Raw genomic sequence first — 20308 nt, 5'->3', positions numbered from 1 at the left:
TTGTGGCAGAGCTTCGCGCGACCGAAGTCGCGCGGTTCTTCGCACGGCCCGATCCCTCCGCTCGCTGCATCCTCATCTTCGGCAACGATGCCGGCCTTGTGAGCGAGCGCGCCTCGACGCTCGCGGCGACTGTGTTGGGTGACGATGCCGATGCCCTCAGTCATATTCACCTCGATTCGGCCGAAATCGCCGCCGATCCGAAGCGCCTGGCCGACGAAGCGTACGCCATCCCGATGTTCGGCGGCACGCGCTGCATCAGCGTTCGTGTTCAGGGAGCCGGCTCGATCGTGCCGGCGCTCGAGCCGCTGATCGCGACCCCACCGGAAGATGCGTTTGTCGTGATCGCCGCCGGCGAACTCAGGAAAACGGCACCCCTTCGCAAACTGTTCGCCGCGGCGGCGAATGCAGTGGCGATTGCCTGTTACGCGGACGACGCCCAAGCACTGAGTCGGGTCATTGATGAGGAAACCAATGCGGCGGGCTTAGCCGTTGCCGGTGACGCCCGCGAAGCCCTTACGGCACTACTCGGCGGCGATCGGATGGCAAGCCGGGGCGAGGTGGTCAAACTCTGCCTCTATGCAGCCGGAAAAGGCGAAATCACAATCGAGGATGTCCGCGCCATCGTTGGCGACGCATCCGCCTTTGCCGTGGATGAGGCTGTCGATGCCGCCGCATCGGGGGACGCCGAGGGCTTCGCCCGCGCCTATCGTCGCCTGGTTGCCGCGGGAACGGCGGATTTCGCGGTGATCGGCGCTGCCGTTCGGCATTTCGACATGTTGCACCGGGCTCGCGCGGCGGTCGATGCCGGCACGCCGCCAGACCGGGCGTTGCCACCGCAGATCTTCTTCCGTCGGCGACCTGTCGTATCGCGGCAAGTGACGATCTGGTCCCTGCCGCGGATCGAGCGCGCTTTGGACATCCTGAACCGGGCGGTGGTCGACAGCCGTCTCAGAGGCGCTATTTCCGTTGAGGTCGTTGGGCAGGCCATGCTGGCGATCTCGGCCATTGCGGGTTCCCGTCGACGCGCGGCGTGATGCGACTATCGGCCGGTGGCGGTCCTGATGGCCCGACCTGATCGAAAGGCGTATAACCGCGAGACATGGTTCACTTGAAGAAACACCGGGGTCGCCCCGCGCTGGCCACCTGAGATGGCCGAGACGCTGCTCCAGGGCGCCACGGTCGCTGCGTTGGCCGCCGTCGTCATTGTTCTCGGTGCCGGGATTCTCAACATGGTGCGCGGCAAATCCGAAAACCGGTCGCAGACGCTCATGCGCTGGCGCGTCATCCTCCAATTCGTCGCGATCATCGTTATGATGACCGCGCTCTATTTTGTTTCCACGTAGGCGGTTTTCGAAACCATGGTGGTTCTCAACAAGATCTACACGCGAACCGGAGACGATGGCACGTCCGCCCTCGGCTCGGGCGAGCGGCGGCCGAAATCCGACTGGCGGTTTGAGGCGATCGGGACGATCGACGAACTGAATGCTTCCCTTGGCACGGCACGCCTTGCGATTGCGCCGGATCTCGATGCGATGGTCGCCCGCATTCAGAACGACCTATTCGATCTCGGTGCCGACCTTGCGGTCCCGCAGGATGAGAGCAGACAGCGCGAAAGACTGCGGGTCGTATCCGCCCAGGTCGAACGTCTCGAGGCCGAGATCGATGCGCTCAATGATGGTCTCGCGCCGCTGACATCCTTCATTCTGCCCGGCGGATCGCCGGCAGCGGCAGCCCTTCATATCTCACGCACCGTTGCCCGCCGGGCAGAACGGGTGATGACCGCGCTAAACGCCGCTGAGCCCCTCAATCCGGCAGCGCTCACCTACGTCAACCGGCTGTCCGACTTTCTTTTCGTCGCCTCGCGGGTTGCCAATGATGGCGGCAAAGGCGACGTCCTTTGGGTCCCGGGAGAGAACCGCTAGGCGAGAGAGAGCGGTCGATGCCGATCTTTCCGATCCACGACGGCCGACCGCTGGTCCATATCAGCCGGCCTTACGGGTGTTGGGCGCTGCTAGCTGCCAACGTCTTCGTCTATTTCGTCGTGCAAAGCGGTGGCCTCAGTTCCGTCAGCCAGAGCTCAGTCTTGTCCTATGGGCTGATCCCGGCGGTCTACAATGATCATCTGGCGCTGCCGCCGGAATACGAGGCGATCCCCGAATGGTTGACGATCATCACCTATTCGTTCCTCCACGGCGATCTCTGGCACCTGATCGGCAACATGCTCTTCCTGTGGGTGTTCGCCGACAACGTCGAGGACGCCTTCGGTCATATCCGGTTCATTGTCTTCTACCTGCTGTGCGCGGCCGGTGCCGGTTATGCGTTCGTTTGGAGCGACCCGACCGGACAGGCACCGGTTGTGGGCGCTTCGGGCGCGGTCGCGGGCGTGGTCGCCGCCTATCTGATGCTCCATCCCAAACAGAAGATCTGGATACTGGCTCTTGGCCGAATACCCTTGCGACTGCGGGCCTACTGGGTGCTGGGATTCTGGGTGTTGTACCAGGTCTATCAGGTGGTTATTGCCCGGCCTGGCGATCAGGTCGCCTGGTGGTCGCATATCGGTGGACTGATCACCGGAGCGGTGCTGGTGGTGCTCATGCGACGGCCAGGCGTGCCGCTGTTCGACCGGCCGCCGGGACCAGACGCGCCGGCTCCATGGGGCTCGATTGACGACGATGAGGGCCGTCGATAGGGTCCCGCGACCCCCAACTCGCATCAGCCACGAGCACGTTTCCTCGCCATGAAGATCCTCGTCCCGGTCAAGCGGGTGATCGACTACAATGTCAAGGTTCGCGTTCGGCCAGATGAAACCGGGGTCGACCTCGCCAACGTTAAGATGGCGATGAACCCGTTCGACGAAATTGCCGTCGAAGAAGCCCTGCGGCTGAAAGAAGCGGGACACGCCGAAGAAGTGGTGCTGGTCTCGATCGGGACCGGCGACGCCTCCGAAACCATCCGAACCGGACTCGCCATGGGTGCGGATCGCGGCATCCTGGTGAAAACGGAGATCACATGCGAACCGTTGGGAGTCGCCAAGGCGCTAAACGCCGTTGTCGCAAGGGAAACGCCGGAACTGGTAATCCTAGGCAAACAAGCGATCGATGATGACTGCAATCAGACCGGCCAGATACTAGCGGCGTTGCTCGACTGGCCGCAGGCGACGTTTGCATCCGACGTTGCGATAGACGGCGATGCGGTGACCGTCGTCCGCGAGGTGGACGGTGGTCTTGAGACCCTTCGCCTAACGTTGCCGGCCGTCATCACCACTGATCTGCGCCTCAACGAGCCGCGATATGCTTCTCTTCCCAACATCCTGCGCGCCAAGAAGAAGCCTATTGAAGAACTGACAGCCGACGATCTCGGCGTCGATCTGGCGCCGCGCCTGACGGTAGTCAGGGTCGAGGCACCACCGGCACGCCGAGGCGGAGTTGTGCTCGGCTCGCCGGCTGAGCTGATGGAGAAGCTCAAAACCGAAGCGGGTGTGCTGTGACAACGCTACTGATCGCTGAGCACGACAACGCCAGGCTGAAGGACACAACAGCGCGCGCATTGACGGCGGCGCTGGAACTCGGGGACTCCGTCGATGTCCTGATCGCCGGCGCCGATTGCCGCGCGGTGGCAGGCGAAGCGGCCGGGCTAACCGGCGTTGGAAAAGTCCTGCAGGCTGATAGCCCGGCACTAGGACATCAGCTTGCTGAGTCGATGACCGCCCTGATCGTTCCCCTCGCGGACGGTTATGATGCGCTGGTTGCGCCAGCCTCGACCTTTGGCAAGAACCTCATGCCGCGAATTGCAGCGCTTCTCGATGTGGCCCAGGTGTCCGACGTCACGGCGGTAGTATCGCGGGATACCTTCGAGCGTCCGATTTATGCGGGCAACGCCATTGAGACCGTTCGCAACGCCGAACCAAAGCGGGTGATCACCGTTCGGGCCTCTGCATTTCCGGCCGCGGCGGCCGGGGCCGCCGCGCCGATTGAGACGATTGAGGTCCCATCGACGGCCGCGGACGACCGAGTCACCTTCGTCTCCGCCGACATCCCCGATCTCGCCCGGCCGGATCTTGCGGCCGCCAAGATCGTGATCTCGGGCGGCCGGGCATTCAAGTCGGCAGAAGATTTCCGCCGGACTATCGAGCCGCTGGCCGACAAGCTGGGCGCGGCGATCGGCGCTTCGCGCGCGGCGGTCGATGCCGGCTACGCACCCAATGACCTCCAGGTCGGTCAAACCGGCAAAGTCGTGGCCCCGGACCTCTACATTGCCTGCGGTATCTCAGGCGCGATCCAGCATCTCGCCGGGATGAAGGACTCTCGTGTCATTGTCGCCATCAATACCGATCCGGAAGCGCCGATCTTCCAGATCGCCGACTACGGGCTGGTTGGCGATGTGTTCGAAATCCTGCCTGAACTCAATACGCTGCTGTAATCGCTGCGGGTAACCGCGCGGTTTCGCCGCTTTCGCTTTTCCTTGACAAGACTCGCGGGCATGGCCGATTGCTGCATCGCGGCGCGAGCAATCGGTGAGGGTTATGCGGAACGAGATCAGAACCATCGGCATTATCGGCTCGGGCCAGATGGGCAGCGGAATCGCCCATGTCTGCTCGCTGGCCGGATTTGAGGTGCTGATCCACGATGTCGCCGAGGACCGCATCAAGTCGGCGCTGGCAACCATCAACGGCAACATGGCCCGCCAGGTTGCCTCGCAGAAGATCACGGAATCGGATCGCAATGCGGCGCTTGATCGAATCAAGCCGGCGCCCGACCTCGACGCCTTGACAGCCGCCGATCTCGTCATCGAGTCGGCGACGGAAGACGAAGCGGTCAAACGCGATATCTTTGCGTCGCTTCAGCCGGTGCTCAAATCGACGGCGATCCTTGCCAGCAACACCTCATCGCTATCCATCACACGCCTAGCTTCGGCGAGTGCAGCGCCCGAGAGCTTCATCGGCATTCATTTCATGAATCCGGTACCGGTCATGGAACTGGTCGAACTTATTCGGGGGATCGCCACCAGTCAGGAGACTTTCGAATCCGCCCGGGAGTTCATTGCCCGGGTCGGCAAGACGATCGTAGTTGCGGAAGATTTTCCGGGCTTCATCGTCAACCGGATTCTGCTGCCGATGATCAACGAAGCGATCTACACCCTGCACGAGGGGGTTGGTACCGTCGATGCCATCGACACGGCCATGCGGCTGGGCGCCCACCATCCCATGGGACCCTTGCAACTCGCCGACTTCATTGGCCTCGATACCTGCCTGTCGATCATGCAGGTGCTCTACGAAGGGCTCTCCGATTCCAAGTACCGGCCCTGCCCGTTGCTGGTGAAGTATGTCGAGGCGGGGTGGTTGGGCCGTAAGGCCGGGCGCGGTTTCTACGACTACAGCGGCGACACGCCGGTACCCACCCGCTAGGGAAACGCCAGCCTCAGACGCCAGCCGGCAGCGCCTCCAGAGCAGCGTTGATCAGCGCCTTGGCGTCGTCGGAATCCCATTCCGCCGGTCCTTGAAGCGAACCGATGTGACAACCGTTGGCATCGACCAGCAGCGTCGTGGGCAGTCCGAGGGCAAGTCCCCGGCTCTTGAGGTCGGAGAAGATGTCGGCGCTCGGATCAGCGTAGAAAGCGAGATCCTGGACTTCGATCTCTTCGAGGAACGCACGGGCCCGTTCAATGTTGTTGAGATCGATATTGACCGCGACGACCTCGAAGTCGTTGCCGCCAAGATCGGCCTCCAACCGGTCGAGGGCCGGCATCTCGGTCCGGCAGGGAACGCACCATGTGGCCCATAGGTTGACCAGCATGACCTTGTCGCCGAGCTCCGCAAGCGTTGTGTCGCTGCCATTGTCAACCTGGAAGGTTAGGCTACCCAGATCACGGGCCTGACTGGCGGTCTGAAAGGCTGCCAAGTCGCCTATCGCGAACGGATCGATGTTCGCCGCGATATGGGTCGCCGCGGTACAATCGGCAGCGCTGGCGACCACCTCGCCGTTGCCTTCGTCGGACCGCATGGCATATACCGCCACTGCACCAGCGGCGACACCGGCAAACGCGGCAACGGCGATCAGGGTTGTGGTGCGGCGCTTGGGGGACTGGTCAGCCATATTTCGTTCGTACACTCCGGAGCACTCATGAACAGCCGCATGTGGGGCGGGCGTTTTGCCCAGGGTCCCGACGCCGTGATGGAAGAGATCAACGCGTCGATCGATTTTGATCGCAAGCTCTTCCCTCAGGACATCGCGGCCTCAAAAGCCCAAGCCGACATGCTTGCAGCCTGCGGCATCATTACGGCAGACGATGCCGAAAAGATCAGGAACGGTCTAGACACGATCCTGCGAGAGTTCGAAGCAGGGTCGTTCACGTTTTCGCGCGCACTTGAAGATGTGCACACCCACATCGAGGCGCGACTGATAGAGCTGATCGGATCCGCCGGTGGACGATTGCATACCGCCCGCTCCCGCAACGATCAGGTTGCCACAGACCTAAGACTCTGGGTCCGCGACGCTATCGACGCCATCGACACTAAACTCCTCGATCTGCAAATAGCCCTCGCCGAGAAGGGGCTGGAACACGCGACGGTCGTGATGCCGGGCTTCACCCACCTGCAAACAGCCCAACCGGTGACCTTCGGCCACCACCTGATGGCATATGTGGAAATGCTCGGCCGAGACCGGAGCCGCTTTGCCGACGCGCGCCGCCGGATGAACGAATCGCCACTCGGCGCTGCTGCCCTAGCCGGAACGTCGTTTCCAATCGACCGCGAGGCGACAGCCAAGGCGCTTGGTTTCGATCGTCCGGCCGCCAACTCGCTCGATGCGGTCTCCGATCGCGACTTCGCGGTCGAAGCCATGGCCGTCGCCAGCCTGACGGCGGTACACCTGTCCCGCTTCGCCGAAGAGATCGTCATCTGGTCCTCGGCCGGCTTCAACTTCGTTACGCTGTCCGACCGGTTCACGACTGGCTCGTCGATCATGCCGCAGAAGCGCAACCCGGACGCGGCAGAGTTGGTGCGCGCCAAGACCGGCCGCATCATCGGGTCGCTGAACGCTCTGCTCATCGTCCTCAAGGGACTGCCGCTCGCCTATCAAAAAGATATGCAGGAGGACAAAGAACCCGTCTTTGACGCGTTGGAAACGCTGGATCTTTGCGTGACTGCTACCCTCGGCATGGTCCGCGACATGGAACCCAACAAGGCGGCGATGCGCAAAGCCGCCGGCGAAGCCTATGCGACGGCGACCGATCTCGCCGACTGGCTGGTGCAGTCGTTGGATATGCCGTTCCGTGAGGCACATGAGGTAACCGGCCGTGTGGTGCAGCGCGCCGAGGCCACTCATCGTCCGCTTCACCGGGTGCCGCTTGAGGATCTCCAGGCGATCGAACCGCGCATCACCGCCGAGGTCTATGGTGTTCTCGGCGTCACACAGTCAGCCGCGAGCCGAACCAGCCAGGGGGGAACGGCGCCGGTCAACGTCCGCAAGGAGGCTCGTCGCTGGCTGAAACGTCTGAAGAAAGAGGCCAGTGACTGATCACTGAGCGGCGCGTTCAGTACGCATGCGCACGTCGTCTCTTTGTGCTAGAGGAATGCGCACGCTTTGCTACATTTGTTACGAAAGCCGTTCGGGCAGCAGGGGGATTAACCGTGGCGCTCATCGACCGTCGGATGGTGTATCGGGCCACAGTGGCCGTCGTTCTGGTCTCGGCGATCGGTCTGTCGGCGTGCGGCCGAAAAGGCGCACTCGAACCACCGCCGCGTGCTGCGGTGCCATCGGACGTTGACCCTGGTGCCCCCAACGATGACGAGCCGGACCGGCCGTTCATCCTCGACAAGCTGATCTAGCCAACCCGTGAACCACTTCGACTACCGCGACGGCATTCTTCACGCCGAAGATGTGCCCTTGCCTGACATCGCGGCAGCAGTTGGGACGCCGTTCTACTGCTATGCGACGGCCACGCTTGTCCGCCACTATCGCGTGTTCGACGCCGCGCTGGCCGGTCTGGACACAATGATCTGCTACGCGATGAAGGCGAATTCAAACCAGGCCGTGATCCGGACGTTCCTGGATGAAGGTGCCGGGCTTGACGTCGTTTCAGAGGGGGAACTGCGCCGTGCGCTGGATGCCGGCGCCCCGCCGGATCGCATCGTTTTCGCAGGCGTGGCCAAGACCGCCCGAGAGATTGCCTTTGCCATCGATGCCGGCATCGCCCTTTTCAACGTCGAGTCAGAGCCCGAACTTGAACTGATCTCGACGATCGCCACGGCCAAGGGAGCCACCGTACGAGTGGCAATCCGGGTCAATCCAGACGTTGACGCACGCACCCATGCCAAGATCACCACCGGAAAGGCGGAGAACAAGTTCGGCGTCCCCTACGAGCGTGCCCGCGACGTCTACGCCCACGCGGCGCGGCTCCCCGGGATTCAGGTGAGCGGCGTCGACATGCATATCGGAAGCCAGATCACCGATCTGGAGCCCTTTGACGAGGCGTATGGACTGCTCGCCGATCTGGTGCGCATCTTGCGTTCCGACGGACACACGATCGACCATGTCGACGCCGGCGGAGGACTGGGTATTCCCTATCGATTGGATGATCCACCGCCGGCCGAGCCCGCCGCCTATGGCGAGATCATTCGGCGTCGGCTCGGCAATCTCGGATGCCAGATCTTGTTCGAGCCGGGGCGGGTGTTCGTTGGCAATGCCGGTATCCTGGTCAGCGAAGTAGTCTATTTGAAAACCGGCGCCGCCAAGACTTTCCTGATCGTCGACGCGGCGATGAACGACCTCATCCGGCCGACGCTCTACGAAGCCCATCACGACATCCGCCCGGTGCGGCAAGCTTCGGCCGATGCTCCTGAGGTGACGGTCGACGTCGTTGGCGGGGTTTGCGAGAGCGGCGATTACTTCGCCCACGACCGGCCGCTCCCGCCGCTCAACCAGGGCGACCTGATTGCGATCATGACCGTCGGCGCCTACGGCGCGGTCCAAGCATCGACCTACAACACACGCCCGCTGTTGCCGGAAGTGATGGTTAACGGCTCGGACTGGGCAGTGGTCAGGCCGCGGCAGACCTACGATGAGCTGATCGGCGTCGACATCCTCCCGCCCTGGCTCAAGGGCGACAGCTGAGTCCAGCGACGAGATAACCGGCCTCGATTTCTCCCAACTCTGTGCTACCCTTCGCTTGGGGGCAGAAAGGCGAAACGCGAATGGCGCAGTCCGGCGAAGGACAATCGCCCGACACCTCGATCAGCGAACGCGACGTTGTCGCCCGCGTTGAACGGGCCGTCTTCAAAGCTCGTCTGGCGATGCTGTGGGAGACGGCATGGCCGGTCGTTGCCGCTTTTTTGGTTCTCGCGGCCTTGTTCGCGATTGTCTCCTGGTTCGGTCTGTGGCGGGTTGTCTCCGATCCGCTACGCTACGCAATCCTCGTCGCCTTTTGTCTCGCGGCGATCGTCCTCACGGCGGGCTTCCTACGATCGCGACGTCCGCGGCGCGAAGCCGCACTGGCGCGCGTCGAGGCGGCAAGCGGGCTGATCCATCGCCCGGCGACCGCGTTGACCGACCGGCTCGCGGTCGGCGACGACGATCCCGCTGCACAAGCACTTTGGGCGGCGCACCAACGACGGCTGCTGGCCGCGCTCGATCGACTGAAAGTCGGGCTCCCGGCACCTGGCCTCGCCCGCCGCGACCCGGTCGCGGTGCGATTTCTGGTGATCTTGGTTCTTGTGGTCGCCTTTGTTTACGCCGGGCCGGGCCGGATCGATATGCTCGGCGAAGCTTTCCGTGGCGGCGAAACCACCGCGGTCACAGTCGCCCGAATCGACGCGTGGGTCACACCACCGGCTTATACGGGCCGACCACCGATCTTCCTGACCGGCGATGCGGCAAAACCGCCGGGTACCCGATTCAGCGTGCCGTCGGGGAGTGTCGTCACCGTGCGCACAGCCGGCGCCAATGATCTGCGCGTCGCTAAAGGGATCGAAGACTGGGAGGTTCCAGCCAAAGTCGCAGCCGTGGAGATGGCGGACGGTGGAGCGGACGAAGCGCCACCGTTGGAGCAACGGGTGGATCTCGACACCGCAGCCGATGTCATCGTCCGTAAAGGCGAAAGCGAGGTGATGCGCTGGCGGTTTGCGGTCGAGCCTGACCGAGCTCCTCAGATCGATTTTGCTGGCGAACCGCGACCGAACCTCAGCGGAGCCCTAACGCTCCGCTATACGCTCAAAGACGATTACGGAATCATCGACGCGAGCGCCGAGGTCAGGCCGCTCGAGCAGGTCACCGATCAGACCGCACGCCCCTTGTTTGAGGCGCCAATGGTCCCGCTATCCCTGCCGCAACTCAGGACTCGCGACGGCACTGGCGAAACCATCCGCGACCTCACTGCCCATCCCTGGGCCGGTGCGACTGTTAAGATGACACTGGTGGCCCGCGACGAAGCGGAACAGGAGGGCCGCAGCGCCCCGCTCGAGGTCGAACTGCCGGCCCGCCGGTTCGTCGATCCCCTCGCGCGCGCGGTGATCGAGCAGCGCGCCCGTCTGGCCATGGATGCCAATACCGCGCCCTTGGTTGGCGATGCGCTCGATGCGCTGACGCTCGCGCCGGAAGACACGTTCGACGACATCGGCGACTATCTGGGTTTGCGCACGGCCTATCACCGGCTGAACCGCGCCCGCAACGACGACGATCTTCGCGACGTTGTCGACTACCTCTGGGCTGTTGCGCTCGGGATCGAGGACGGCGATCTATCACTCGCGGCTCAGGAACTTCGTGCCGCCGAGGAGGCGCTGCGCGAGGCGCTGGAGAACGGCGCGTCCGATGAGGAGATCGAGCGGCTCACCGCCGAATTGCGTGAAGCGTTGCAGAAGTTCATGCAGGCGCTCGCCGAGGAAGCGATGCGCAGTCCGAACTTTGCTAATCTGCCGCCCAATCCAGACGCACAAACTCTACGTTCGCAGGACCTCGAACGCATGCTCGACCAGATCGAGGATCTGGCGCGAAACGGCGCGCGGGATGCCGCTCGGCAGCTGCTCAGCGAACTGCAGAACATGCTGGAGAATCTGCAGGCCGGCCGACCGATGATGGGCGACCAGCAGCAAGCCGGCGAGATGATGCAAAGCCTAAACGAACTCGCCGACATGATTCGCCGACAGCAGCAGCTGATGGACGAGACCCATCGCGCCGAGCGCGGCTTGGGCGAGAATGGCGAGCCGATGACGCCGGAGGAAATGGCAGAAGCGCTTAGGCAGTTGCAGCAGCAACAAGAGGGGCTTGAACAGGCGCTCGGCGAGTTGATGGAGCAAATGGAAGGCATGGGCATGCAGCCCGGCGAAGGTGGCCCCCTCGGCGAGGCCGGTGAAGCGATGGGCCAGGCCGCCGGCGATCTCGGCGAAGGACAGGCCGGCAGCGCCCTCAGCAATCAGGGGCGGGCGTTGGAAGCGCTGCGCCAGGGCGCGGAGGGCCTGGCTCAGCAGTTGACCAATCAGGGGCCGGGCTTTGCCGGCAACCCGGGTACACGCCAGATGCCCAACGAAGATCCGCTGGGTCGGCCACAGCGGACGCTCGGCCCGGACCTTGGATCGACGGTCGAGGTACCAGACGAAATCGACATCCAGCGTGCCCGCGAGATTCTCGAGGCGATTCGCGAGCGGCTGAGCGATCCGGAACGTCCGGTCATCGAGCGCGACTATCTGGAGCGGCTGCTCAATCAGTTCTGAGCGTGGCTCAAACCAGCTTCAGGGTATCGAGCGGTCCGTCCGCGGCCTTCCAAGCCTTGATCCCGCCCTTGAGGTGACATGAGCCAGCAAGGCCCGCCGCACGGGCAGCCTCCGCGGCCATGGCCGAGCGCTCGCCGAAGGCGCAGTAGAAAACGAGCCGCTTGTCGGACGTGTCGGCGAGCTGTTTGAGCGTACCGCCCGGACCAATCTGGTCGTCGAGATCGGGATAAGGCGCGTGAACCGATCCGGGGATTACTCCGTGGCGTTCGCGTTCTGAGCGATCGCGTAAATCAACGAGCACCGCCTCACGGGAGTCGACCGCATCAATGACTGTCTCCGCATCGAGCGTCCACTGTACCCGTTCCGGCGTTCCTTGATCGAGGCCAAGGTGCAGGTTCGCCGGTACCGCCACGTCCATCATTCGCGGATTAGGAAGATCGAGGCCGTTCATGATGTCGATGTACTCCTGAACCGAACCAACTTGGAGCCGCGGATTGAAGGCCCTCTCCTCGCCGATTGTGGAAACGGTATCGCCCTTGTAGTCGTGTGCCGGATAGACAAACGTCGCCTCCGGAAGCTTGAGCAATCGATTGAAGATCGACTGATACTGAGCCTCGGCGCTCCCGTTTTGGAAGTCCGTGCGGCCGGTGCCGCGAATAAGCAGCGTGTCGCCGGTAAACACCCGGTCGCCCATCAGGAACGAGTAGGAGTCGTCGGTGTGACCGGGCGTGTAGATGGCGTCGAGGCTGATCCCTTCGATCTCGACGCGGTCGCCATCGCCGACCCGCATCGACACGACATCGACGCCGCTTTCCTCGCCCATGACGGTGATACACCGGGTCCGATCGCGCAGCTCCGACAGACCGGAGATGTGGTCGGCATGAACGTGGGTGTCGACCGCTTTGATCAGCTTAAGGTCGAGCTCATCGAGAAGCTGCACATATCGATCAACGCGATCGAGGACAGGATCGATGATCAGCGCCTCGCCGCCCTTCCGGCTGGCGATCAGGTAGGTGTAAGTCGACGAGACCGTGTCGAACAGTTGACGGAAAATCATCACACGCTCCCGAGCCGAACCTATAGCGGAACAAGCGCTGCTCCGACATAGCGCCCGGCGGCAGCTGGCGCAAACCGAAGCTCGTCAAGCAGCAGCGGGATCGTAGCTCAGCAGCATGTGAGCATATTGAGCCCTGAGCAGCGGCTCAGTAGTCTCCAACCGATCGGCAGCCAGCCGGCCGCGCATGGCGCCAACATCTTCGAAGCCGCGGCCGGCGATCCAGTCGGCCAAACCGTCGCGAAGCGTTCCGATGTGCTGCGGACCGTGGCGAAGCAGAGCCGACGCGGTCATTACTACATCGGCACCGGCCAGCACGTATTTTACCACCTCGACCGCCGTCTCGACGCCGCTGGTCGCAGCGAGAGACGCCGCTACCCGGTCGCGCAGCAGCGCGATCCACAGCAGCGCCTGACGAATTTCATAGGGATGACTGAGTTGAAGATCGGGCTTCGGAGTCAACGTCGTGAGATCGATGTCCGGTTGGTAGAAGCGGTTGAACAGGACCAGTCCGTTGGCGCCGGCCTCGACTAGGCCGCGGGCGAAATGGCCCGGTGAGGAAAGCCAAGGGCCCAATTTCACCGCCAGCGGTAACTCGGTCGCGGCGCGCACGGCGGCGACTGTGTCGAGCCACTGGCGCTCCACTTCGGCCCCACTTTCCGACAGATTGGCCGGCACTCGATAAATATTGAGTTCGATTGCCGACGCGCCGGCTTGGGTGATTTCGCTGCTGAACTCGACCCAGCCTGCCGGGGCCGAGCCGTTGAGGCTGGCGATGATTGGGATCTCGCATGCTTCGCGCGCCCTACGGATCGCCTCCAGGCGCGAGTCCAGCCCACCGACTTCGCGATACCGGGCGGGAAAGTAGTCCCCGGCCTCCGGTTGCGTCCAACTGCCCTGTTCCACCAGCGCCAGGGTGATCTCGTCCTCGGCCTCCACCTCCTCCTCATAGATCGACGGCAGCACGACGGCGGCGGCCCCGGCGTCCTCCAGTCGTCGGATATCGTCGAGCGCGCGGCCAAGCGGCGACGCCGAGGCGACCACCGGATGGGCGAGCGGCATATTGAGATAGGTAGTGGAGAGATCGACCATCGGTTCAGACCTCCGTCCAGTTTGGCTGGAATCGGTCGCCGTCACGCGCGGCCAGATCCTCGTAGACCCTGAAACGCTCGTCGACCACCGCCTGGGCCTGTCGAAGCAGGTGCTCGGCCCGTTCGCGGTCGGTTTGCGCCAGTCCTTCGTAGCGCAGTTCGCGCTGGGTGAAATCGGCGAGCTTGAGGCGCGGCTTGGGGCTGTCGAGGCTGAACGGATTAGCGCCACCGCCGCGACGAGTCGGATCGTAACGGAACAACGGCCAATAGCCGGCTGCCGCCGCTCGCGCCTGTTGCTTCATCCCGTACCGCAGGTCGAAACCGTGAGCGATGCAGTGGGAGTAGGCGAGGATGAGCGATGGTCCTGGGTAAGCCTCCGCCTCGCGCAGAGCAACGAGGGTTTGCTCCGAATTCGCCCCCATCGCTATCTGCGCGACGTAGACGTAGCCATAGGCGATGGCCTGCATCGCCAGGTCCTTGCGCGGCACCGGCTTGCCGGCGGCAGCGAACTTGGCGGTGGCACCAAGCGGCGTGGCCTTCGACGATTGGCCGCCGGTGTTGGAGTAGACCTCGGTGTCGAGCACCAGCACGTTGACGTCACGATTCTGGGCGAGCACGTGGTCGAGGCCACCATAGCCGATATCGTACGCCCAACCGTCACCGCCGACGATCCAGACGCTGCGACGGACGAGGAAATCCGAAAGCGCGAGGAGGTTCAGGGACTCGTCATCGGTCCGGCCATCCAGCGCGTCGCAAAGCGCGGCCACGCGTTCGCGCTGGGCCGCGAAGTCGCTTTCCGTCACCTGCTGTGCATCGAGTATGGCCGTGACCAATTCTTCACCAACGACCGGTGCAAGCTTCTTCAAAAGTTCGCGAGCGATCGTCGTCTGCTGGTCGATCGCCAGCCGGTAACCCAGGCCGAACTCGGCGTTGTCCTCGAAAAGCGAGTTGTTCCAGGTCGGCCCGCGCCCGGCAGCATCGGTCCGCCACGGATGGGCCGGCAGGTTGCCGCCATAGATCGATGAGCAGCCAGTCGCGTTGGCGATCTGGAGCCGATCGCCAAACAACTGACTGATCAACTTGATGTAGGGGGTCTCGCCGCAACCGGCGCAGGCGCCGGAGAACTCGAATAGCGGCTCAAGGAACTGGACGCCACGCACGTTGGCGAAGTTGACGCGCGATCGATCCGGCAAGGGCAGGGTCTCGAAAAAAGCGATGTTCTCGCGCTCGATGTCCATCAGCGGCCGCTTGTCGACCATATCGATAGCGCGATGGTCGGGATCGGTCGGGCTGATTGCAGGACAGTTCTCGACACAGATCCCGCAGCCGGTACAGTCTTCAACGTAGAACTGGAGCGAGAAGCGACTGCCGGGAAAGCCGCGCGCATTGACCGGCGCGGAGCGAAAACCTTCCGGTGCGCCGTCCAGCGCTTCCTCCGGATAGTACTTGGCGCGGATCACGCTATGCGGGCAGACAATCGAGCACTGCCCGCACTGCACACAAAGATCGGGATCCCAGAGCGGCACCTCGACGGCGATGTTGCGCTTCTCGAAGGCGGTGGTGCCAACTGGGAACGTGCCATCGATCGGCATGGCGCTGACCGGGATATCGTCGCCACGCCCTTCCATCATCAAAGCGGTCACGTCTCGGACAAAGGCGGGGGCATCATCGGGAACCAGGGACGGATTGGGCGCACCGGTGATTTCAGCGCTGCCGGGAACAGCAACCTGATGGAGGTTGTCGAGTGCGGCATCAACGGCTGCAAAATTCTTGCGGACGATGGCGCCGCCCTTGCGGCCGTAGGCCTTTTCGATCGATGTCTTGATCTCGGCTACCGCCTCGTCTCGCGGCATGATGTTGGAGATCGCAAAAAAGCAGGTCTGTAGAATCGTGTTGATACGCGGTCCGAGACCTAGGTCACGCGCCACTTGCGTCGCATCGATCACGTAGAACTCGAGGCGTTTCTCGATGATCTGCCGTTGCACCGGTCGCGGCAACGTGTTCCAGACCTCGTCCGGGCCATACGGCGCGTTGAGCAGGAAGGTTGCTCCCGGTCGGGCAGGGCCGAGAACGTCACGTTTCCTCAGAAACTCGAAGCGATGGCAGGCAACGAAGTCGGCGTGGCGAATGAGGTAGGGCGCATAGATCGGTGAGCCACCGAAGCGGAGGTGGGAAATAGTCTCGGCGCCGGATTTGTGGGAATCATAGACAAAATAGCCTTGCGCATAGCGGTCCGGCGGCTCGGCCAACAGCTTGACGCTGTTCTTGTTGGCCCCGACGGTGCCGTCCGAGCCGAGCCCGAAGAATACGGCCCGCGTTGTGCCCTCGGCTTCAATGTCGAGATCCGGATCGAAGGCGATGCTGGTTCCCGACACGTCGTCGTCAATCCCGACCGTAAAGCCGTTCTTCGGCTTGGCCTCCGCGATCGCGTCGAACACGGCCTTGGCCATGCCGGGATGGAAGTCCTTAGACGAGAGGCCATAGCGTCCGCCGATAATCGTCGGCATCGCCGAGCGATCGCCGGCGGCGACGGCTTTGGCAAAGGTGGCGACGACATCCTCGTAAAGCGGCTCGCCGGCAGCGCCTGGTTCCTTGCAGCGGTCGAGCACCGCGATCGACTTCACCGAAGTCGGTAGGGCTGCGAGGAAGTCGGCCGCGGAGAATGGTCGGTAAAGGACCACTTGAAGCGCCCCGACCTTCTCGCCGCGCTCGGCCAGCGAAAGAGCAGTCTCGCGCACGACTTCGCTACCCGACCCCATGGAGATGACGATACGCTCGGCCTCCGGGTGACCGTCATAGCGGAACAGCCGGTATCGACGACCGCAGAGATCGGCGAGCCGATCCATCGCTGCCTGCACGATCGCCGGGACATCAGCGTAAAAAGGATTGGCGGTCTCGCGAGCCTGGAAGAAGGTATCGGGATTGTGCGCCGTGCCACGCACCACCGGATGAGCCGGACTGAGTGCCCGGGCGCGATGATCGCGGATCAGGGTCTCATCGATCATCGCCCGTAGTGCCTCGTCCGGCAGAAGGGTGAGTTTGTTCACCTCGTGGGATGTGCGGAAGCCATCCATGAAATGGATGAACGGAATTCGCGACTGAAGGGTCGCGGCCTGGGCCACGGCGGCGAGATCATGGGCCTCTTGAACAGAGGCAGCGCCGAGCAGCGCAAAGCCCGACGCACGCACCGCCATGATGTCCTGGTGGTCACCAAAGATCGACAAGGCCTGGGTGGCTACCGAGCGCGCCGCCACATGGAAGACCCCAGGCGTCAGTTCGCCGGCGATCTTGAACATGTTCGGGAGCATGAGCAGCAGGCCCTGGGACGCCGTGAAAGTCGTCGTAAGCGCACCGCTCTGCAACGAGCCGTGCACGGCTCCGGCGGCACCACCCTCGGACTGCATCTCCTGGACCACCGGCACGGTGCCCCACACATTGGCGATGCCCTTGGCGATCCACTCGTCGACATATTCGGCCATTGGTGACGACGGCGTGATCGGGTAGATGGCGCAGACTTCGTTGAGCCGGTAAGCGACGTGGGCGACGGCCGCATTGCCGTCGAGGGTCGCGGTCTCTGGCGCGCTCATGGCCGCACCTTGAAACGCGCGGGCCGCACTGCGTCTTCGGGGCCGACCGGTTCTGTTTCCATCTCGATCGCATGACAGGGGCACTGGTCGTAACAGACCGCGCAGCCGGTGCAGAGGTTGAGATCCACGGTGTACTTCTTCCCCTTGCCGAGCTTGATCACCGCCTGTTCCGGACAGGCAGCAAAGCAGTTGTCACATTCAAAGCAGTTGCCGCAGGAGAGGCAGCGATCGGCCTCGTAGCGGGCTTCCCGCTCACTGATCCCGGCGACAACCTCGGCGAAACCATCGCGGGCTTGGAGCGGCAGCGCGCTCATCTGCGAACGGCCGGCATCCAGGAAATGCGGCAGATTGAGCATATCGAAATCAACCGGCGGTGCTTTCTCGCCAGGCGCGTAGGTACCGCCCTTTAGCCGAGCGTCGATCGCGCGAGCAGCCTTCTTGCCGTGACCGGTGGCCGCCGTCATCGTCCGTGCGCCGCCGATCAGATCGCCGCCGGCAAAGACACCGGCACGTCCGGTCATCATCGTCGCATCGACCAGAACGCTGTCGTCGCGAGCGAAGGCGATGTCGTCGATCCGATGCAGGAATTCGGTCTCGGCGTGTTGGCCCAGCGCGAGCACCAGCGTGTCGACCGGCAGTGTTTCCAGCTCCCCGGTCGGCCGGAGCGAACCGTCCTCGTCGAGTTCGATCGCCTCGATGGTGACCCCTTCGTTGCCGAAACGAACCGGCGCGTTCAGCCACTTGGCCCTGACACCCTCGAAGAATGCTTCATCGGCTTCGTAGGGATCGGCGCGCATGTGAGCGCGGTCGCGTCGATAGATCAGGATCGCCTCTTCGGCACCGAGGCGCTTGGCTGTGCGCGCGGCGTCCATCGCCGTGTTGCCACCGCCGACAACACCGACGACCCGGCCCACCGACGGAGCGCGGCCGGTCTCGATGTCCTCAAACAGGCGAACCGCGTCCACCATCTTGCGGCCGTCGACCGCCGGTATGTCGAGATGGTTGCCAGCCTGGGTACCGATCGCGACAAAGCATGCATCGAACCCGCCTTCGGCCATATCGCGTTCGAGGTCGTCGACCGTGGTGTTCATGGTCATCGTGACACCCATCGCCGCAATGCGTTCGATCTCGGCCATAAGCTCCGCGCGTGGCAGCCGGTAGGCAGGGATGCCGTAGTGGAGCATACCGCCGGGCTCTGACATGGCGTCTCGAATCTCGACGGCGTGGCCCATCCGTCGCAGATGCCAGGCGCAGGAGAGACCCGCCGGACCGGCACCGACGATCAGAACCCGTTTGCCAGTGTCGGGTCCCGTCGGCACAGTCCAGCCCTTCTCGGAGGCGAGGTCGCCGAGGAACCGCTCGACCGCATGGATCAGAACCGGCTCATCTAAGTCCCTGCGGTTGCAGTGAGTTTCGCACGGGTGATAGCAGGCGCGACCATGAGCGGCCGGCATCGGATTGTCGGCCACCAGCGTCCGCCAGGCGGCTTCGAATTCGCCGACGCGGGCATGCTCAAGCCAGGCTTGGATGTTCTCGCCGGCTGGACACGCGCTGTTGCAAGGCGGCAGATGATCGACCCAGACCGGCCGCTGCCAACGTTGCGGTCCCAACCCCTTCTGCAGCGTTGCCTGCAGAACGGGCGTCAGGTCCGACGGTATCAGGCTCATGGCACCCTCGCTCCCGTGAGGAGGTAGCCTTAGCGGTGACGGAATTTTCTCACATTAATCCAGGTCAAAACTGCGCGGATGAGGGGGAGCTAATGAGCCTGCAGATCGAGCCGGGTCGGATCGAACGGCGGCATGCGCCCAGGATCGAATGCTGAAAGATCGACAGTTCTGGCGATGCCATCGACTATCAACTCCGCGAGGGCCTCACCGGTTGCCGGAGCATTCAGCATACCCCAGACGCTATGACCGGTGGCGACGTAGGCACTTTCGAGGCCAGGCACCACGCCGATCAGGGGCAGGCCGTCGCGGGTCAATGGTCGGAAGCAGGCCTGACGCGCCAAGACCGGCGCGTTGGTCAATGCTGGCGACATCGCTGAAGCCATCGCCTCCAACCGTTCGATTGCCTCAGGATCGGGTTCAACGGCACCTGGATCGACCGGCAGGCCAACCTCGCTCGACACGCCGCATATGTAGGTCGTCCCGTCAGGACGCGGAAACACCTCCGGGGACGACACCGCGCCACTTGCTTCTCGCATATCGATGAAGAGCGCATCCGCCGGAAGCGACGACTCGGCCCCATAAATAACGCTGTGGCCTTTTAGACCAAACACCGGCGGCATCCGCATCCACGCTGACGCCAGGATCGACCAGGGTCCCATCGCGACGACGACCGCGTCGCCGGTCACGGGCTTGCCGTCGACCGTGACTCCGATGGCGCGCGTTCCGTCGTCGGTCCGCATAACGTTAGTCACCGTGCCGGTGACCAGCTCGGCGCCGGCTTCCATTGCCGCGTCCACCATCGCGCGGGTGAAACGCGCCGGATCGATTTGCGCCGTGGTCTCGGTGGTGCCGAGGCGGCGGTCGAGGCTGACTCGATCTGACAGCCACCCCACATCCAGGTCGTCGCTCGCAAGCGTCGGCTCCCGCGCGTCAGCATGACCGCTATAAGTCGTCATTCGACGATAGCCGTAGTCGACGCCGAGCGACTCGGCGAGTTCCGCATGGAGGACGAAGCTGCGCCGCGCCAGGGGCTCAAGCGGGCTGCCGTCGCACCAATCAAGCGCCAGGAAGCCACCCGACTTGCCGGAGGCTGCACAAGCCACATCGGTGCGCTCGATGAGCGAGACGGTGATGCCACGTCGGGTAAGGAAATACGCAACCGCAGCGCCGATCACGCCGGCACCGCACACGAGGACCCGCATCATCCC

17 protein-coding genes are annotated in these 20308 nt (G+C 63.5%); 11 read left to right on the top strand and 6 right to left on the bottom strand.

The window, feature by feature from the left end; translation table 11 throughout:
• The first annotated feature begins 2 nt into the window (after positions 1 to 2).
• From holA to ACO076_RS05020, 7 genes are all read left to right on the top strand, one after another.
• Positions 3 to 1034 (top strand): DNA polymerase III subunit delta, encoded by a 1032-nt coding sequence (holA, locus tag ACO076_RS05050; RefSeq protein WP_421725634.1) that lies wholly within the window; start codon positions 3 to 5, stop codon positions 1032 to 1034.
• Between the two features lie 114 nt (positions 1035 to 1148).
• Entirely contained in the window at positions 1149 to 1343 is a 195-nt protein-coding gene (locus tag ACO076_RS05045; protein WP_421725633.1) for a twin transmembrane helix small protein, read from the top strand.
• A 15-nt stretch (positions 1344 to 1358) separates the two neighbouring features.
• Positions 1359 to 1922, top strand: coding sequence for a cob(I)yrinic acid a,c-diamide adenosyltransferase (locus ACO076_RS05040; protein ID WP_421725632.1), 564 nt, complete (start codon positions 1359 to 1361; stop codon positions 1920 to 1922).
• A 17-nt stretch (positions 1923 to 1939) separates the two neighbouring features.
• Positions 1940 to 2689 carry a rhomboid family intramembrane serine protease gene (locus ACO076_RS05035; protein ID WP_421725631.1) on the top strand — a complete coding sequence of 250 codons (750 nt, stop codon included), beginning with the start codon at positions 1940 to 1942 and terminating at the stop codon, positions 2687 to 2689.
• 48 nt (positions 2690 to 2737) lie between these two features.
• Positions 2738 to 3487, top strand: coding sequence for an electron transfer flavoprotein subunit beta/FixA family protein (locus ACO076_RS05030; protein ID WP_421725630.1), 750 nt, complete (start codon positions 2738 to 2740; stop codon positions 3485 to 3487).
• Positions 3484 to 4419, top strand: coding sequence for an electron transfer flavoprotein subunit alpha/FixB family protein (locus ACO076_RS05025; protein ID WP_421725629.1), 936 nt, complete (start codon positions 3484 to 3486; stop codon positions 4417 to 4419). The genes ACO076_RS05030 and ACO076_RS05025 overlap by 4 nt, the downstream gene beginning before the upstream one ends.
• Positions 4420 to 4522: 103 nt before the next feature.
• A complete protein-coding gene (locus ACO076_RS05020; protein WP_421725628.1) occupies positions 4523 to 5404 on the top strand; it encodes a 3-hydroxybutyryl-CoA dehydrogenase in 882 nt (293 codons plus the stop codon).
• A 13-nt stretch (positions 5405 to 5417) separates the two neighbouring features.
• Here ACO076_RS05020 and tlpA read toward each other — a convergent pair whose 3' ends face one another.
• A complete protein-coding gene (gene tlpA, locus ACO076_RS05015; protein WP_421725627.1) occupies positions 5418 to 6092 on the bottom strand; it encodes a thiol:disulfide interchange protein TlpA in 675 nt (224 codons plus the stop codon).
• Positions 6093 to 6119: 27 nt separating this feature from the next.
• Between tlpA and argH the strand changes: the two genes are divergently transcribed.
• The 4 genes from argH (at position 6120) to ACO076_RS04995 (ending at position 11701) form a co-directional block, all read left to right on the top strand.
• A complete protein-coding gene (gene argH, locus ACO076_RS05010) occupies positions 6120 to 7514 on the top strand; it encodes an argininosuccinate lyase (RefSeq protein WP_421725626.1) in 1395 nt (464 codons plus the stop codon).
• 113 nt (positions 7515 to 7627) lie between these two features.
• On the top strand, positions 7628 to 7825 hold the full coding sequence (gene lptM / locus ACO076_RS05005) for an LPS translocon maturation chaperone LptM (protein ID WP_421725625.1): 198 nt from the start codon (positions 7628 to 7630) through the stop codon (positions 7823 to 7825).
• Between the two features lie 7 nt (positions 7826 to 7832).
• Positions 7833 to 9110, top strand: a complete 1278-nt coding sequence (gene lysA, locus ACO076_RS05000; RefSeq protein WP_421725624.1) for a diaminopimelate decarboxylase — start codon at positions 7833 to 7835, stop codon at positions 9108 to 9110.
• Positions 9111 to 9190: 80 nt separating this feature from the next.
• Positions 9191 to 11701: a TIGR02302 family protein gene (locus tag ACO076_RS04995; RefSeq protein WP_421725623.1), complete on the top strand. Its 2511-nt coding sequence runs from the start codon at positions 9191 to 9193 to the stop codon at positions 11699 to 11701.
• A 7-nt stretch (positions 11702 to 11708) separates the two neighbouring features.
• On the opposite strand, the gene ACO076_RS04990 is transcribed toward ACO076_RS04995, so the two are convergent.
• The 5 genes from ACO076_RS04990 to ACO076_RS04970 all read right to left on the bottom strand — a co-directional run bounded on the left by ACO076_RS04990 (position 11709) and on the right by ACO076_RS04970 (position 20302).
• Positions 11709 to 12758 (bottom strand): MBL fold metallo-hydrolase, encoded by a 1050-nt coding sequence (locus ACO076_RS04990; RefSeq protein WP_421725622.1) that lies wholly within the window; start codon positions 12756 to 12758, stop codon positions 11709 to 11711.
• Between the two features lie 84 nt (positions 12759 to 12842).
• The gene (locus ACO076_RS04985; RefSeq protein ID WP_421725621.1) at positions 12843 to 13847 is read right to left on the bottom strand and encodes a dihydroorotate dehydrogenase-like protein; all 1005 of its coding nucleotides are present in this window, start codon (positions 13845 to 13847) and stop codon (positions 12843 to 12845) included.
• Between the two features lie 4 nt (positions 13848 to 13851).
• Entirely contained in the window at positions 13852 to 17433 is a 3582-nt protein-coding gene (gene nifJ, locus ACO076_RS04980) for a pyruvate:ferredoxin (flavodoxin) oxidoreductase (RefSeq protein WP_421725620.1), read from the bottom strand.
• On the bottom strand, positions 17430 to 19100 hold the full coding sequence (locus ACO076_RS04975; RefSeq protein ID WP_421725619.1) for an NAD(P)-binding protein: 1671 nt from the start codon (positions 19098 to 19100) through the stop codon (positions 17430 to 17432). Before ACO076_RS04975 ends, nifJ begins: the two co-directional genes overlap by 4 nt.
• Before the next feature lie 89 nt (positions 19101 to 19189).
• On the bottom strand, positions 19190 to 20302 hold the full coding sequence (locus tag ACO076_RS04970) for an NAD(P)/FAD-dependent oxidoreductase (protein WP_421725618.1): 1113 nt from the start codon (positions 20300 to 20302) through the stop codon (positions 19190 to 19192).
• Positions 20303 to 20308 lie beyond the last annotated feature (6 nt).

The organism is Bauldia sp. (assembly GCF_965232525.1).
In the GTDB taxonomy this organism is placed as follows: Bacteria; Pseudomonadota; Alphaproteobacteria; order Rhizobiales; family Kaistiaceae; genus Bauldia.
Note: the sequence above shows the minus strand (reverse complement) of the source record. Positions and strands in the feature narration are given on the sequence as shown.